Origin of the sequence: Amycolatopsis sp. cg9 (assembly GCF_041346945.1) — a bacterium.
Classification (GTDB): Bacteria; Actinomycetota; Actinomycetes; order Mycobacteriales; family Pseudonocardiaceae; genus Amycolatopsis.
Map to the genome: position 1 here is coordinate 10,351,056 of NZ_CP166850.1, position 12,088 is coordinate 10,363,143.

The 12,088-nt window shown below is 72.4% G+C and carries 12 protein-coding genes; 10 read left to right on the forward strand and 2 right to left on the reverse strand.

The window, feature by feature from the left end:
* Positions 1 to 104: 104 nt before the first annotated feature.
* Positions 105 to 707 (forward strand): sugar O-acetyltransferase, encoded by a 603-nt coding sequence (locus tag AB5J73_RS47170; RefSeq protein WP_370966592.1) that lies wholly within the window; start codon positions 105 to 107, stop codon positions 705 to 707.
* 60 nt (positions 708 to 767) lie between these two features.
* On the opposite strand, the gene AB5J73_RS47175 is transcribed toward AB5J73_RS47170, so the two are convergent.
* A complete protein-coding gene (locus AB5J73_RS47175) occupies positions 768 to 2,348 on the reverse strand; it encodes an FAD-binding oxidoreductase (RefSeq protein ID WP_370966593.1) in 1,581 nt (526 codons plus the stop codon).
* Positions 2,349 to 2,602: 254 nt separating this feature from the next.
* Positions 2,603 to 3,535, reverse strand: coding sequence for an LLM class F420-dependent oxidoreductase (locus AB5J73_RS47180; RefSeq protein ID WP_370966595.1), 933 nt, complete (start codon positions 3,533 to 3,535; stop codon positions 2,603 to 2,605).
* Positions 3,536 to 3,773: 238 nt separating this feature from the next.
* Between AB5J73_RS47180 and aroB the strand changes: the two genes are divergently transcribed.
* From aroB to AB5J73_RS47225, 9 genes are read left to right on the forward strand one after another with little or no spacing between them, the layout of a single operon-like run.
* On the forward strand, positions 3,774 to 4,964 hold the full coding sequence (gene aroB / locus AB5J73_RS47185; protein WP_370966597.1) for a 3-dehydroquinate synthase: 1,191 nt from the start codon (positions 3,774 to 3,776) through the stop codon (positions 4,962 to 4,964).
* The gene (locus AB5J73_RS47190; protein WP_370966598.1) at positions 4,961 to 5,632 is read left to right on the forward strand and encodes an HAD-IA family hydrolase; all 672 of its coding nucleotides are present in this window, start codon (positions 4,961 to 4,963) and stop codon (positions 5,630 to 5,632) included. The genes aroB and AB5J73_RS47190 overlap by 4 nt, the downstream gene beginning before the upstream one ends.
* Complete coding sequence (locus AB5J73_RS47195) at positions 5,625 to 6,524, forward strand: NAD(P)-dependent oxidoreductase (protein WP_370966600.1); 900 nt, start codon at positions 5,625 to 5,627, stop codon at positions 6,522 to 6,524. Before AB5J73_RS47190 ends, AB5J73_RS47195 begins: the two co-directional genes overlap by 8 nt.
* Positions 6,524 to 7,531 carry a BadF/BadG/BcrA/BcrD ATPase family protein gene (locus tag AB5J73_RS47200; RefSeq protein WP_370966602.1) on the forward strand — a complete coding sequence of 336 codons (1,008 nt, stop codon included), beginning with the start codon at positions 6,524 to 6,526 and terminating at the stop codon, positions 7,529 to 7,531. Before AB5J73_RS47195 ends, AB5J73_RS47200 begins: the two co-directional genes overlap by 1 nt.
* Entirely contained in the window at positions 7,497 to 8,453 is a 957-nt protein-coding gene (locus AB5J73_RS47205; RefSeq protein ID WP_370966604.1) for a sugar phosphate isomerase/epimerase family protein, read from the forward strand. The genes AB5J73_RS47200 and AB5J73_RS47205 overlap by 35 nt, the downstream gene beginning before the upstream one ends.
* Positions 8,450 to 9,718 carry a glycosyltransferase gene (locus tag AB5J73_RS47210; protein WP_370966606.1) on the forward strand — a complete coding sequence of 423 codons (1,269 nt, stop codon included), beginning with the start codon at positions 8,450 to 8,452 and terminating at the stop codon, positions 9,716 to 9,718. Before AB5J73_RS47205 ends, AB5J73_RS47210 begins: the two co-directional genes overlap by 4 nt.
* Positions 9,715 to 10,440, forward strand: coding sequence for an SDR family NAD(P)-dependent oxidoreductase (locus AB5J73_RS47215; protein WP_370966608.1), 726 nt, complete (start codon positions 9,715 to 9,717; stop codon positions 10,438 to 10,440). Before AB5J73_RS47210 ends, AB5J73_RS47215 begins: the two co-directional genes overlap by 4 nt.
* A gap of 5 nt (positions 10,441 to 10,445) precedes the next feature.
* Positions 10,446 to 11,270, forward strand: a complete 825-nt coding sequence (gene mca / locus AB5J73_RS47220) for a mycothiol conjugate amidase Mca (RefSeq protein WP_370973564.1) — start codon at positions 10,446 to 10,448, stop codon at positions 11,268 to 11,270.
* 2 nt (positions 11,271 to 11,272) lie between these two features.
* A complete protein-coding gene (locus tag AB5J73_RS47225) occupies positions 11,273 to 11,893 on the forward strand; it encodes a DsbA family protein (RefSeq protein WP_370966610.1) in 621 nt (206 codons plus the stop codon).
* Positions 11,894 to 12,088: the final 195 nt, after the last annotated feature.

Here is a 12,088-nt window from a genome sequence, read left to right on the forward strand (position 1 = left end):
CATTTCCGGCCGGAACGAAAGGGAATCGGCACGCTGGGAGATGTCCTGATCACCGCCGCACGGGCACCGTGGAACGGTGAACCGGAACTCCGAGGAGCGTCGCCATGCAGCTTGATGACCACGCGATGAAGGAATTGATGCTGGCCGGCGAGTACCACCTCGCCAACGGGGAACTCCTGAGCGAGGAGGTCCGGCGCGCGCAGGTGCTGCTGGAGGAGTACAACCGCAGTTCCGTGCTGGAGGGCGAGAAGCGCCGCCAGATCTGCGAAGAGCTCTTCGGCGAGTTCGGCGAAGGCGCCTACCTGCGCCCGCCGTTCTACTGCAACTACGGGTACCAGACCAAGATCGGCGCCCGCAGCTTCGCCAACTTCGGCGTCATCTTCCTCGACGTCGGGCAGATCACCATCGGCGAGGACGTGCTGCTCGGGTCGTACTCGCAGCTCTTGGCCGCCGGGCACACGATCGAGCCCGAGTCGCGCCGCGCGAAGTGGGGCTACGGCAAGCCCATCACCATCGGGGACAACGTCTGGCTGGGTGCGGGCAGCATCGTCGGCCCGGGCGTCACCATCGGCGAGAACGCCGTCATCGGTGCGAATTCCGTGGTGATGAAGGACATCCCGGCGAACGTCGTCGCCGTAGGCGCGCCGGCGCGCGTCATCCGGACCATCGAGCCGGGCGAAGACCGGCCCATCGACATCGCGAGCTGAACCCGCACCACGCAGAAGGCCCCGGCCGCCGAGCGGTCGGGGCCTCCTTCGCGCCGGGGGTCAGGACGGGAGCTCGACCGACTGGCGGTGCCGGAACACGTTGCGGGGGTCGTACTTTTTCTTCACGGCCTGCAGGCGCGGGTACGCGCCCTTGTAGTACAGGTCGTGCCAGGACGAAGCCGACTTGTTGAACGCGGGGTCGCTCAGGTCGGCGTCGCAGTGGTTGACGTACGAGCCGTCCGAGACGTCGTTGGGCACGGGGACGCCCCCGGTGGCCGCGTAGACCTCGGAGTAGACCTCGCGCGCCCACGCGATGTTCGCCGCGTCGTCGGCGGGGTTGTTCCACACCGAGGACCACTGGACCTGGTAGGCGGCGTCCCGGTGCTGGATGGCCGTGTTCGCCTGGGGCACCGCGGAGGTCTGGCCGCCGTAGGGCTGGAAGATGATGTTGATGTTGGGGTTGCTGATGTCGGAGCGGGTGAGGTGCTTGTACATCGCCGCGGTCTGGGCCGGGGTGAACAGGCCCTTCATGAACGCCGCCTTGTACTTGGCGCGCGACGTCGGGTCGTTCGCGACCGAGTTCGTGGTACCGGTCAGTTCGACGAACTGCAGCCACGGCAGCGTCTGCGGGGCGACGAAGTCGGGCGGCGCCACGCCGTCGGCTAGGTAGGCGATGAAGCCGTCCATGATGGCCTGCGCGTTCGGCACCGACACGTCGAGCTGCGCCAGCGCGGTGACCGAGCCGCTCGACTTGTGGTTCACCGACAGGGCGCCGGTCAGGTCGCGCGCCGGGCTGTTCGGCGACTTGTTGTCGATGTGCCACTGCGCGTAGTTCCGCACCAGGCGCGAGAACTGCTGTTCCGACAGGTTGTTGAGGTTCCAGCCGGCCACGGTGAAGTTCGTCCGGGCGGGCGGCTTGGGCAGCAGCTTGCCCGGGTCGGTGCCGGTCGCGCCCGGCGAGCGGAAGAAGTACCGCGTCACGATGCCGAAGTTGCCGCCACCGCCGCCGGTGTGCGCCCACCAGAGCTCGCGGTTCGGGTCGCCGGGCTCGCGGGTGGCGACGACCGTCTGGGCCCGGCCCGCGGCGTTCACGGTGACGACCTCGACGGCGTACAGGTGGTCCACGACCAGGCCGTTGCGGCGCACCAGCCAGCCCCAGCCACCGCCGGCGACGTGCCCGCCGACGCCGACGGAGTAGCAGACCCCGCCGGGGATGACGACGCCCCAGGTCTTGTACAGCTTCTCGTAGACGTCCAGCAGCGTCGCGCCGGCTTCGATCGCGATCGCGTTGCGCTGCGAGTCGTAGCAGATGCGGTTCATGGTGCTCAGGTCGAGGATGACCTGGGTGTCGTCGCTGTAGACGAAGTCTTCGTAGCAGTGGCCGCCGCCGCGGACGGTGATCCGCTTGCCCGCGCTGACGGCCGCGTTCACCAGCGGCGCGATCTGCGACGGCGAATCGACGACGGCGACCCGCTCGGGGTGCGCCACGAACCGGGCGTTGAGCGCGCGCACCAGGTCCGGGTACTGCTGGTTCGCGGGACTGATGACCGAGGCGGGGGAACCGGAACCCGCCGCGGTGGATTCGGCGGCTCCCGCCACCCCGGTGAGGAGCCCGTTGTCGAGGAGCGCCGTCCCGCCCACTCCGATAACTGCGCCAGTGAGGAATTTTCTCCGACCAGTGACCTGCCGCTCATTGAGCATTTCTGTCGTTCCTCTGCGATCGCGACTGAGTGCCGAGTCAAGAATTGAGAAGAAAAATTAACCGATCAGGTGATTGACCAGCATCTTGCGTCGTGCGGTTAGCGAAAAAGATTCGCTTCGGCACTCCCCGTGACCACACGAAGGAGGGGCTTTCCCCGGACGTGGAAAGCCCCCTCGGCACTTCGGCGAACCCACTACACCTGCGGGACGACCTCCGCGGCGATCAGGTCCAGGTGATCCAGGTCGGCCAGGTCGAGGACCTGGAGGTAGACCCGGGAGATGCCGGTGCGCTCGCGCCACCGGCCGATCTTGTCGACGACTTCGGCCGGCGAACCGGTCAGCGTCTTCTCGCGCAGGTCTTCGACCGTGCGGCCGATCTTCTCCGCGCGGGCCGCCACCGCGGCCTCGTCGGCGCCGACGCAGATGGTCTGGGCCACCGAGAACGTGATCTCCGCGGGGTCGCGGCCGATCTCGGCGCAGGCCGCGCGGACGCGGTCGAACTGCGCCGCCGTGTTCTCCTCGTCCCACAGGGAGTTGTTGAACTCGTTGGCGTAGCGGGCAACCAGGCGCGGCAGGCGCTTCGGGCCCTTGCCGCCCATGATGATCGGCGGGTGCGGCCCCTGCACCGGCTTCGGCAGCGCCGGCGAGTCGACGATCCGGTAGTGCTTGCCCTCGAAGGAATACGAGTCGCCGACCGGGGTCCCCCAGAGGCCGGTGAGGATCTCGAGCTGCTCCCCCAGCCGGTCCACGCGCTCGCCCTTGGTCGGGAACGGCGCGCCGATCGCGTGGTGCTCACCCTCGAACCAGCCCGAGCCGATGCCGAATTCCACGCGGCCACCGGACATTTCGTCCACCTGCGCGATGGTGACGGCCAGCGCGCCGGGGTACCGGAACGTCACCGGGCTCAGCAGCACGCCGAGCCGGATGCGGCTGGTCTCCCGCGCCAGCGCGCCCAGCGTGACCCACGCGTCCGACGGACCCGGGTGCGCCGCCGCGGTTCCGGTGCGCATGTAGTGGTCGGACCGGAAGAACGCGGGGAACCCGGTCGCTTCGGCGTGCCGCGCCACGCGCAGCAGATCGCCGTGACTCGCACCTTCCTGCGGTTCGGTGAAGATCCTCAGCTCCATGGGAAAAAGCCTATCCCGGCAAGGCGGGCACGCTAAGCGAGGCGGCACGCTCGGAGATGAGCACGACAAGGACCGGTGCGAGAGTTCGATGAGCGACGGCGCAGCCCGCGGTGCCCGCGACCCGGCCCATCCCGGTGACTACAAAGTACCAGCCGGAGCACGGTGTTCCACGATTTGGACACCGAGCGGGTCCGCAAGGTGCGGTTGCGCGAACAAGGACTTCAAGGGGAGTCAAAACATGCTCGAGCACGTGCGTTGTCCGCATCTGGTACCGATTCCCGCCGCGGACGATACCGAGCCGTTCACCGCCTCCGCCAGCCGCGACGACATCTACTCGGTCTTCGTCTGCAAGGCCGAACCCTGCGCCGAAAAGTTCCTCCTCAAGCAGATCGACGGACGCCGGGTCGCGCTCATCACCGATGACACGGTCTCCGCGCTGCACGCCGAGCGCCTCGCGAACTCGTTGCGGGAAAAGGGGATCGACGTCGCCATGACGTCCTTCCCGCCCGGTGAGGCCAACAAGTCCATCGACACCGCGGTCCGCATGCTCGACTGGCTGGCCGGCACGTCCATCGCCCGCCGCGACATCATCCTGTCGGTCGGCGGCGGCGTGGTCATCGACACCATCGGCTGGGTCGCCAGCGCCTACATGCGCGGCGTCCCCTACATCAACGTCCCCACCACGCTGCTGGGCCAGGTGGACGCGGCGCTCGGCGGCAAGGTCGCCGTCGACCACCCGAGCGCGAAGAACCTCATCGGCGCGTTCTACCAGCCGAAGGCGGTCGTCTCGAACGTCGCCTACTTGTCCACTTTGGACCGCAGGCAGATCGCGGCCGGGCTGGCCGAAGCCATCAAGAAGGGCGTGATCGGCTCGCCCCCGCTGTTCGACCTCATCGAGGACAACGCCGACCTGGCGCTGAACCGCGACCTGCCCGCGCTGGAGCAGATCGTGCGCGCGGCGAGCGTCGTGAAGTCCGAGCTGATCCAGCTGGACCCGTACGAGGTGGACCTGCGGCGGCCGCTGAACTTCGGGCACACCGTCGGCCACGCGGTGGAGACGGTGACCGGCTACGGCCCGGTGCTGCACGGCGAGGCCGTCGCCTACGGCATGACGATCGCCGCCGAAATCGCGGTGCGGCGCGGGATGCTCGCCGAGAAGGACCGCTCGCGGCTGGTCGGCCTGCTGAACCGCTGCGGGCTACCGACCTCCACTTTGGACCTCCCGCGGTCGGTGCAGGCGGGTGCCGTCACGGCGGCGCTCGGCCAGATCCGGAAGATCCGCGACTCGAAGATCCGGTTCGTGCTGCCGGTCGAGTACGGCTGCACGGTCATCGCCGACGACGTCACCGACGACGAGGTCGCGATGGCGATGGCCGCGACCCGCGCCACCGCGCTGGCCGAGACCGGCGAGGGGGCGAAGGCGGCATGAGCACCCCGGCCGATGCGCTGTCGTGCGCGGCGGTGCTGTTCGACCTCGACGGCGTGCTGGTGGAATCCGGCAGCACCGTGGAACGGTCGTGGCGCGCCTGGGCGGTGGACCACGGGCTCGACCCGGACGCCGTGGTCGCCGCCTGCCACGGACGCCCGTCGGCCGAGACCATCGCGGCCGTCGCGCCGCACCTCGACGCCGCCGGTGAAGCCGCCGCATTGGAACTCCGCCAGGCGGCGGACACCAGCGAGCTCGTGGCCTGCCCCGGCGCGGCGGACATCCTCGCCGCGCTGCCGGGAACGCGGCACGCCGTGGTGACGTCCGGGACGCGGCCGCTCGCGACCGCGCGGCTGACCAGCGTGCGGCTGCCGGTCCCGGCCGTCCTGATCGCCGCGGGCGAGGTCCCGCGCGGCAAGCCGGCGCCCGACGGCTACCTCGCCGCGGCCGCCCGGCTCGGCTTCGCGGCCGGGGCGTGCGTCGTCGTCGAGGACGCCCGGCCCGGCGTGCTCGCCGCGCGGGCCGCCGGCTGCCGCGTCATCGGCATCGACGGTCCCCTGCTCGGTGATCCGTCCGATGTGGACATCCTGGTGCCGGACCTGGCCGCGCTGGCGGCCACCGTGGGCACCGGCTCGATCGCGCTGACGAGGAGGAGCGAAACCCATGTCTGACCAGACCGTTCTGGTCGTCGGCCGCGGGCTGATCGGCGCTTCGGTGGCCGACCGGCTGCGCGCCGACGGCCACGACGTGGCGACCGTGTCGACCACGCCACTACCCCACGCCGGGCACCTGTCCGTCGACCTCGACGACCCGGCGGGCCGCGAGCGCCTGCGCAGTCACGTCGACACGCTGCGCCCGGCGCGGGTCATCCTGACCCACGGGCCCAGCGACGTCACGTGGATCGAAGCGAACGAGCAGCGCGCGGAGGCCGTCCACCACGGCGTGGCCAAGCTGCTCGCCGGGTCCGGGGTGCCGACCGTGCTGGTCTCCACCGACAACGTCTTCGACGGTTCGCGCGGCGGCCACCGCCCCGCGGACCCGATCAGCCCGCACAACGTCTACGGGCGGGTCAAGGCGCTGGCCGAGCAGGAGCTGCTGACCGGCCCGAACCTCGCGCTGCGCGTCAGCCTCGTCTACGGCTGGACCGGCCCGGCGCACCGCGCCACCTACGGCCAGCGCTGCCTGCAGGCGGCCGCCGGCGGCGAGGAGCTGGAGGCGCCGACCGACCAGTCGTTCACGCCCGTGCACATCGACGACGTCTCCGAAGTGCTGGCCGCGTTGTGCCGCGTGCCGGAGCTCCCGACCGGCATCGCGCACCTGGCCGGGCCGGCCGAGCTGAGCCGGTTCGACTTCGCGACGGTGGCCTACCGGCTCACCGGCACCGACCCCGCGCTGGTGCGGCCGGTCCTGCGCCGCGACACCCTGTGGGCTTCGCGCCCCCGGCACTCCTCGCTGGCCTGCGACGACTTCGGGCACCTGCCCGGGCTGGCCGGCTGGACGCCGATGACGCCGGAGGACGGGCTGCGGCAGATGCTGCGGACCGGTCCCGTGGTCGCGGTCTGATGGTCGGCCGGTTCGCGATCGACGCCGGCGGCAGCCGCACCCGGGTTCTGGTGGTGCCCGGGGACGGCCGCCCGCGGCGGACGTTCGAATTCCCGTCGATCAACCCGCACGCGACCGGCGACGAGGCCGGCCGCACCCTGCGGGAGGCGTTCGCCGAGATCGGCGCCGTGCTCGGGACCGGGCCCTCGGTCGGCTGGCTGGCCAGCGCCGCGGCCGGGCCCGGCGGGATCGGCCCGGAGCTCGAGCGGGCCCGGGCCGCCGCCGACGCCGTGGGCCTGGACGCCGGCCTGGTCGTCTCCAACGACGTGCTGCCGCTGCTGTGGGGCGTGCCGGCGCTCTCCGGCGTCGGCGTGGTCGCGGTGTGCGGCACCGGCTCCGGGTTCTTCGGCACCGACGGGCGGCGTGTGGCCAACGCGGGCGGCTGCGAGTACCTCGGCAGCGACGAGGGCGGCGCCGTCGACATCGGCCTGCGCGGGCTGCGGGCCGCCGTCCGCGCCACCGACGGCCGCGGCCCGGAGACGCAACTCGTCGACGCGCTGGGCGAGTACGCCGGGACGACCGTCGCCGGCCTCGCGCGCCGGCTGGCCGCGCAGCCGTTCCCCAAGCAGGGCCTGGCCGCGCTCGCGCCGGTCGTCTGCGCGACCTGGCTGGCCGGCGACGAGGTCGCGCTCGGCGTGATCGACCAGGCCGTCGGCGATCTGGCGGAAGGCGTGTACGCGGTCCGCGACGCGCTCGGCCTGCCGGACGGGTTCGCGGTCGCCGCGGCGGGCGGGGTGTTCACCGGGTGCCCCGAGCTGTACGAGCAGTTCGCCCACCACCTGACCGGGCCGGTCGGCGCCGGCAGTGCCGACCTCGTGACCGACACGGCCTCGGTCGTCCTGACCGCGCTCGACCGGTTCGCCGGCTCCGGCGAACCCGCGCTGCCCGGCGGGCTCGACGCCTACGCCGCGGCGCTGCCCCCGAGGAGGCGACATGAAGCTGGGACTGTGCTTGGCGGCGTTCGGTGACCTCGACCTGGCCACCGCGCTGCGGCACGCGGAGAAGTTCGGCCCGCTGTGGCTGGACGTGCCGACGGACACGACGTTCGGGCTGATCGACGCCCGCCGGTGCGCCGGGGACGCGGCCTACCGCGACGACGTGGCGGCGGTGCTGCGCGGGCAGCAGGTCGGGTGCGTCAGCAACAGCCGCGACGCGCAGCTGCTGCTCGGACCGCACGACCGGCACACCGACCCGGTGCACCGCGGCGACGCGGCGGCCAAGCGCGCCCACGCGCTCACCTGCGCCCTCGGCGCGATCCGGCTGGCCGAGCGGCTCGGCGCGCCGGACGTCCGGCTGCTGCCCGGCTGCCCCGACTTCGGGCGCTGGCTGTCGTGGTGGCACAGCGACGTGAGCTGGGCGGACAACATCGCCGAGTTCCGCACCGCCGCCGAGCCGCTGGTGCGGGCCGCGCGCGAGGCCGGTGTCCGGCTGCTGGTGGAGCCGCACCCGAAGCAGGTCGTCTACGACCGGGCGAGCGCGGACCTGCTGTTCGCCGCGACCGCGGACTGGGCGGACGTGCTCGGCCTGTGCGTCGACCCGGCGAACCTCGCCGCGACCGGGCACGACCCCGTCGACGCCGTGCGCGGCTGGGAAACGCGCATGGGCGCGGTGCACGCGAAGGACCTGCAGCGCTGGAGCGGGCGCGGCCTGCCGTCCGGTCCCGGCTGGGGCCGCTACGGCCCGCAGCCGCCGATCCGGTTCCGCGCGCTCGGCCTCGGCGAGCTGCCCTGGGCGGAGATCGTGGCGACGCTGCAGGACGAAGGCTTCGACGGCGTGCTGTACCTCGAGCACGAGGACACGCTGCTCCCCCGCGAACGCAGCATCGAGCGCGGCCTGGGCGTGCTCCGGTCGATGGTGCCGGACGCGGTGGCCGAAGGGCGGACGTGGTGAGGCCGGCGTGGGTGCGCGAGCCCGGGCCCGGCCCGCGGCTGGTGCACGTCAACGCGACCGCGACCGGCGGCGGCGTCGCCGAACTGCTGCACGGGCTGGTGCCGGCGCAGGTGGCCGCCGGGGTCGACGCGGGCTGGGCGGTGATCGCCGGGGACGACGGGTTCTTCGCGTTCACCAAGTCCCTGCACCACCTGCTGCACGACCGCGGTGCGCCGCGGATCTCCGCCGCCGACCTGGACCACTACCGCGAAGTGCTGGCACCGCAGGCGGAGTGGCTGGCCGCGCGGGTGGGGCCGGGCGACACCGTGGTGCTGCACGACCCGCAGGTGCTCGGCCTGGCGCCGGCGCTGGCGGCCGCGGGCGCGCGGGTGGTCTGGCACTGCCACATCGGCACCGACGCCCCGGGCGCCGGGCCGGCAGCGGTCTGGCGGGCCTTCGCGGGTGAACTGTCCACAGTGGACGTCGTGGTGACGGCGCTGGCGGCGTACGCCCCGCCGGGACGGCCGGTCGCGGTGTGCGCGCCGGCGTTCGACCCGAAGGCGGCGAAGAACCGGCCGATGGACGCGGTGGAGACGACCGAGCTGCTGGCCGAAGCCGGGCTGACCGCGGAAACCCCGAGCGGGCTCGCCGCCGTCGAGCAGGACGCGCCGATGCCCGCCGGGGCGCGGATGGTGCTGCAGGTCTCCCGGTGGGACCCGCTCAAGGACATGCCGGGGGTGCTGCGGCTGCTGCCCGGCCTGCCCGGCGACGTCCACCTCGTGCTGGCCGGCAACGACCCGGAGGAGATCCCGGACGATCCCGAAGGCCTGGCCGTCCTTGCCGAAGTGCGGCGGCTGCGGGCCGGGCTGCCCGCGTCCCTGCGGCGCCGGGTGCACCTGCTGCGCACGTCGCAGCGGGACCCCGAACGGGCCGCGCTGCTGATCAACGCTCTGCAGCGGCGGGCCGACGTCGTCGTGCAGAAGAGCCTCGCCGAAGGGTTCGGGCTCACCGTCACCGAAGCGATGGCGAAGGGACGGCCGGTGGTCGCGGGCCGCGTCGGCGGGCTGTGCGCGCAGATCGAGCACGGCCGGACCGGGCTGCTGGTCGATCCGGCGGACACCGCGGCCGTCGCGGCCGCCGTGTGCGGACTGCTGTCGTGCCTGCGGGACCGCGAGCGGATGGGCGCGGCCGCGGCCGACGCGGCGGCGGCCACCTACCTGATGGACCGCCTGGTCGCGGACTACCGCGCGGTGGCGGCCCGGATCCCGGAAGGAGCGGCGCGATGAGGACCGGAGTGGTCACCGCGGCGGGCGGGCGGATCGGCTCGGCGGTGGCCGAGCGGCTGCTCGACGCCGGCGTGGTCGACGAGGTCGTGGCGGTCGACGTGGTCGAGCCGGTGGTTCCCGCCGGTGCCAAGGGTTTCGTCTGCGACCTGCGCGAAGCGTCCGAAGTGGACAAACTGGCGGCCGCGCTGCCCGGCGAGCTCACCGTGCTCGTCAACGTGCTGGGCGGCGAACGGCGGCCGCACCTTGAACCCGTCGAGGACGCGACCTGGCCACCGGAAGCGGTGTGGGACGACATCTTCGCGCTCAACCTCACCACGGCCTACCGCGTGACGAAGGCCCTGCGCGAGCGCTTCGGCCGCGGCTCGGCGATCTGCAACGTCAGCTCGATCGCGGCGAACATGCCGTGGGTCGTCTCCCCCGCGTACGGCGCCGCGAAGGCCGCGCTCGAACACTGGAGCACCTCGCTCGCCGTCGCGCTGGCGCCGGCCGGGGTGCGGGTGAACACCGTCCGGCCCGGGTTCGTCTGGAGCCGGCAGTGGCAGGACGTCAGCCGCGCCGAGTTCGACGAGGTCGTCGCCGACCGCGTCCCGCTCGGCCGGGAACAGACCGCGGAGGACGTCGCCGACGTCGTGGCGTTCCTCTGCTCACCCGCCGCGAAGCACATCACCGGGCAGGGCCTGGACGTCGACGGCGGGGCGACCCTGGTGCGGAGGGCACGATGAGGCTGATGGCGGTGCACGCGCACCCGGACGACGAGTCGAGCAAGGCCGCGGCGACGCTCGCGCGGTACGTCGACGAGGGCCACGAAGTCCTGGTCGTCACGTGCACGGGCGGCGAAGAGGGCAGCATCCTCAACCCGGCGATGGACACGCCGGAGGTGCGCGCCGACCTCACCGCGGTCCGCCGGGGCGAGATCGCCCGCGCGATCGAGGTGCTCGGCGTCGAGCAGCGGTGGCTCGGGTTCGCCGACTCCGGCTGGCCGGACGGCACCCCGGTGCCACCGGGCCGGTTCGCGAGCCTGCCGCTCGCGACGTGCACCGAGCGGCTTCTCGTGGAGATGCGCGAGTTCCGGCCGCACGTGGTCATCACCTACGACGAGAACGGCGGCTACCCGCACCCGGACCACATCCGGGCGCACGAGGTCGCGCTCGCGGCGTTCGAGGCGGCCGGCGACGACCCGGACTGGCAGCCGCTGAAGCTGTACTACGTGCACGAGTGGTGCGGCAAGAAGATGGCGATCTTCCACGAAGCGCTGCTCGAAGCGGGCCTGGATTCGCCGTACCACGAGTGGCTGAAGGAGTGGGACACCAAGCCGGACGTCTACGCCCGGATCACCACGCGGGTGCCGTGCGCGGACCACTTCCCGCGGCGCGACGCGGCGCTGCTGGCCCACGCCACCCAGATCGACCCGGACAGCCACTGGTTCGCCGTCCCGCTGGAGCTCCAGCGGGAGCTGTGGCCGACCGAAGATTTCGAGCTCGCCCGTTCCCGGGTGGGCGGCTCTGGGCCGGAGGACGACCTGTTCGCCGGCATCGAAGTGCGGAAGGGGTAAGGATGAACACCGTGGAACAGTGGTTCGACCCGATGGACCCGTGGTCCTGGGTCGTGTCGCGGTGGCTGCTGGAGGTCGAGCAGGTCCGGGAGATCGACCTGCGGTTCCGGGTGATGAGCGTTTCGGTGGTCAACGCCGACCGCGAGATCCCCGAGCAGTACCTCGACGACCCGGAGGCCTACCTGAAGCGGATGCAGGCGGCCTGGGGCCCGGTCCGCGTGGCGACGGCGGCCGCCGAGCAGCTCGGCCCGAAGGTGCTGCGCGACCTGTACACCGCGCTGGGCAAGCGCATCCACGAAGAGGGCAACAAGGACTTCCCGGCGGTGATCTCGGCGGCGCTGGACGAGCTGGGCCTGCCCGCCGAGCTGAACGAGGTCGCTTCGACGGACGCGGCCGACGACCAGGTCCGCGCGAGCACCCGCGAGGCGATGGACGCGGTCGGCATCGAGATCGGCACGCCGATCATCCGCATCGACGGCGCCGCGTTCTTCGGCCCGGTGGTGTCGAAGATCGCGCGCGGCGAGGACGCGGGCCGGCTGTTCGACGCGCTGGCGACGCTGGCGGGCTTCGAGCACGTTTCGGAGATCAAGCGGGCGCGGATTTCGGAGCCGGACTTTTCCTGAGGTTGTGGGTGGTGCCGGAGGGGCTTTCCTTGTGGGGGAAGCCCCTTTCGGTGTGGGCGGGTCTGGGTGTTCGTGCTCGCGCCGGAGGTCGCGAATGACTCATTCGGGACGCTGGTGGTCCCCAATGAGTCATTCGCGACCTTCACCGACGCCCGCGGCCCGCGCACAGCCGGACACCCGCGCACCCCGGGCAGG

Excerpts from the sequence above, each read along its gene's own strand:
- AB5J73_RS47170 (WP_370966592.1), top strand. The coding sequence starts at position 105 with ATGCAGCTTGATGACCACGCGATGAAGGAATTGATGCTGGCCGGCGAG.
- AB5J73_RS47180 (WP_370966595.1), bottom strand. The coding sequence starts at position 3,535 with ATGGAGCTGAGGATCTTCACCGAACCGCAGGAAGGTGCGAGTCACGGC.
- aroB (WP_370966597.1), top strand. The coding sequence starts at position 3,774 with ATGCTCGAGCACGTGCGTTGTCCGCATCTGGTACCGATTCCCGCCGCG.
- AB5J73_RS47190 (WP_370966598.1), top strand. The coding sequence starts at position 4,961 with ATGAGCACCCCGGCCGATGCGCTGTCGTGCGCGGCGGTGCTGTTCGAC.
- AB5J73_RS47195 (WP_370966600.1), top strand. The coding sequence starts at position 5,625 with ATGTCTGACCAGACCGTTCTGGTCGTCGGCCGCGGGCTGATCGGCGCT.
- AB5J73_RS47200 (WP_370966602.1), top strand. The coding sequence starts at position 6,524 with ATGGTCGGCCGGTTCGCGATCGACGCCGGCGGCAGCCGCACCCGGGTT.
- AB5J73_RS47205 (WP_370966604.1), top strand. The coding sequence starts at position 7,497 with ATGAAGCTGGGACTGTGCTTGGCGGCGTTCGGTGACCTCGACCTGGCC.
- AB5J73_RS47215 (WP_370966608.1), top strand. The coding sequence starts at position 9,715 with ATGAGGACCGGAGTGGTCACCGCGGCGGGCGGGCGGATCGGCTCGGCG.
- mca (WP_370973564.1), top strand. The coding sequence starts at position 10,446 with ATGGCGGTGCACGCGCACCCGGACGACGAGTCGAGCAAGGCCGCGGCG.
- AB5J73_RS47225 (WP_370966610.1), top strand. The coding sequence starts at position 11,273 with ATGAACACCGTGGAACAGTGGTTCGACCCGATGGACCCGTGGTCCTGG.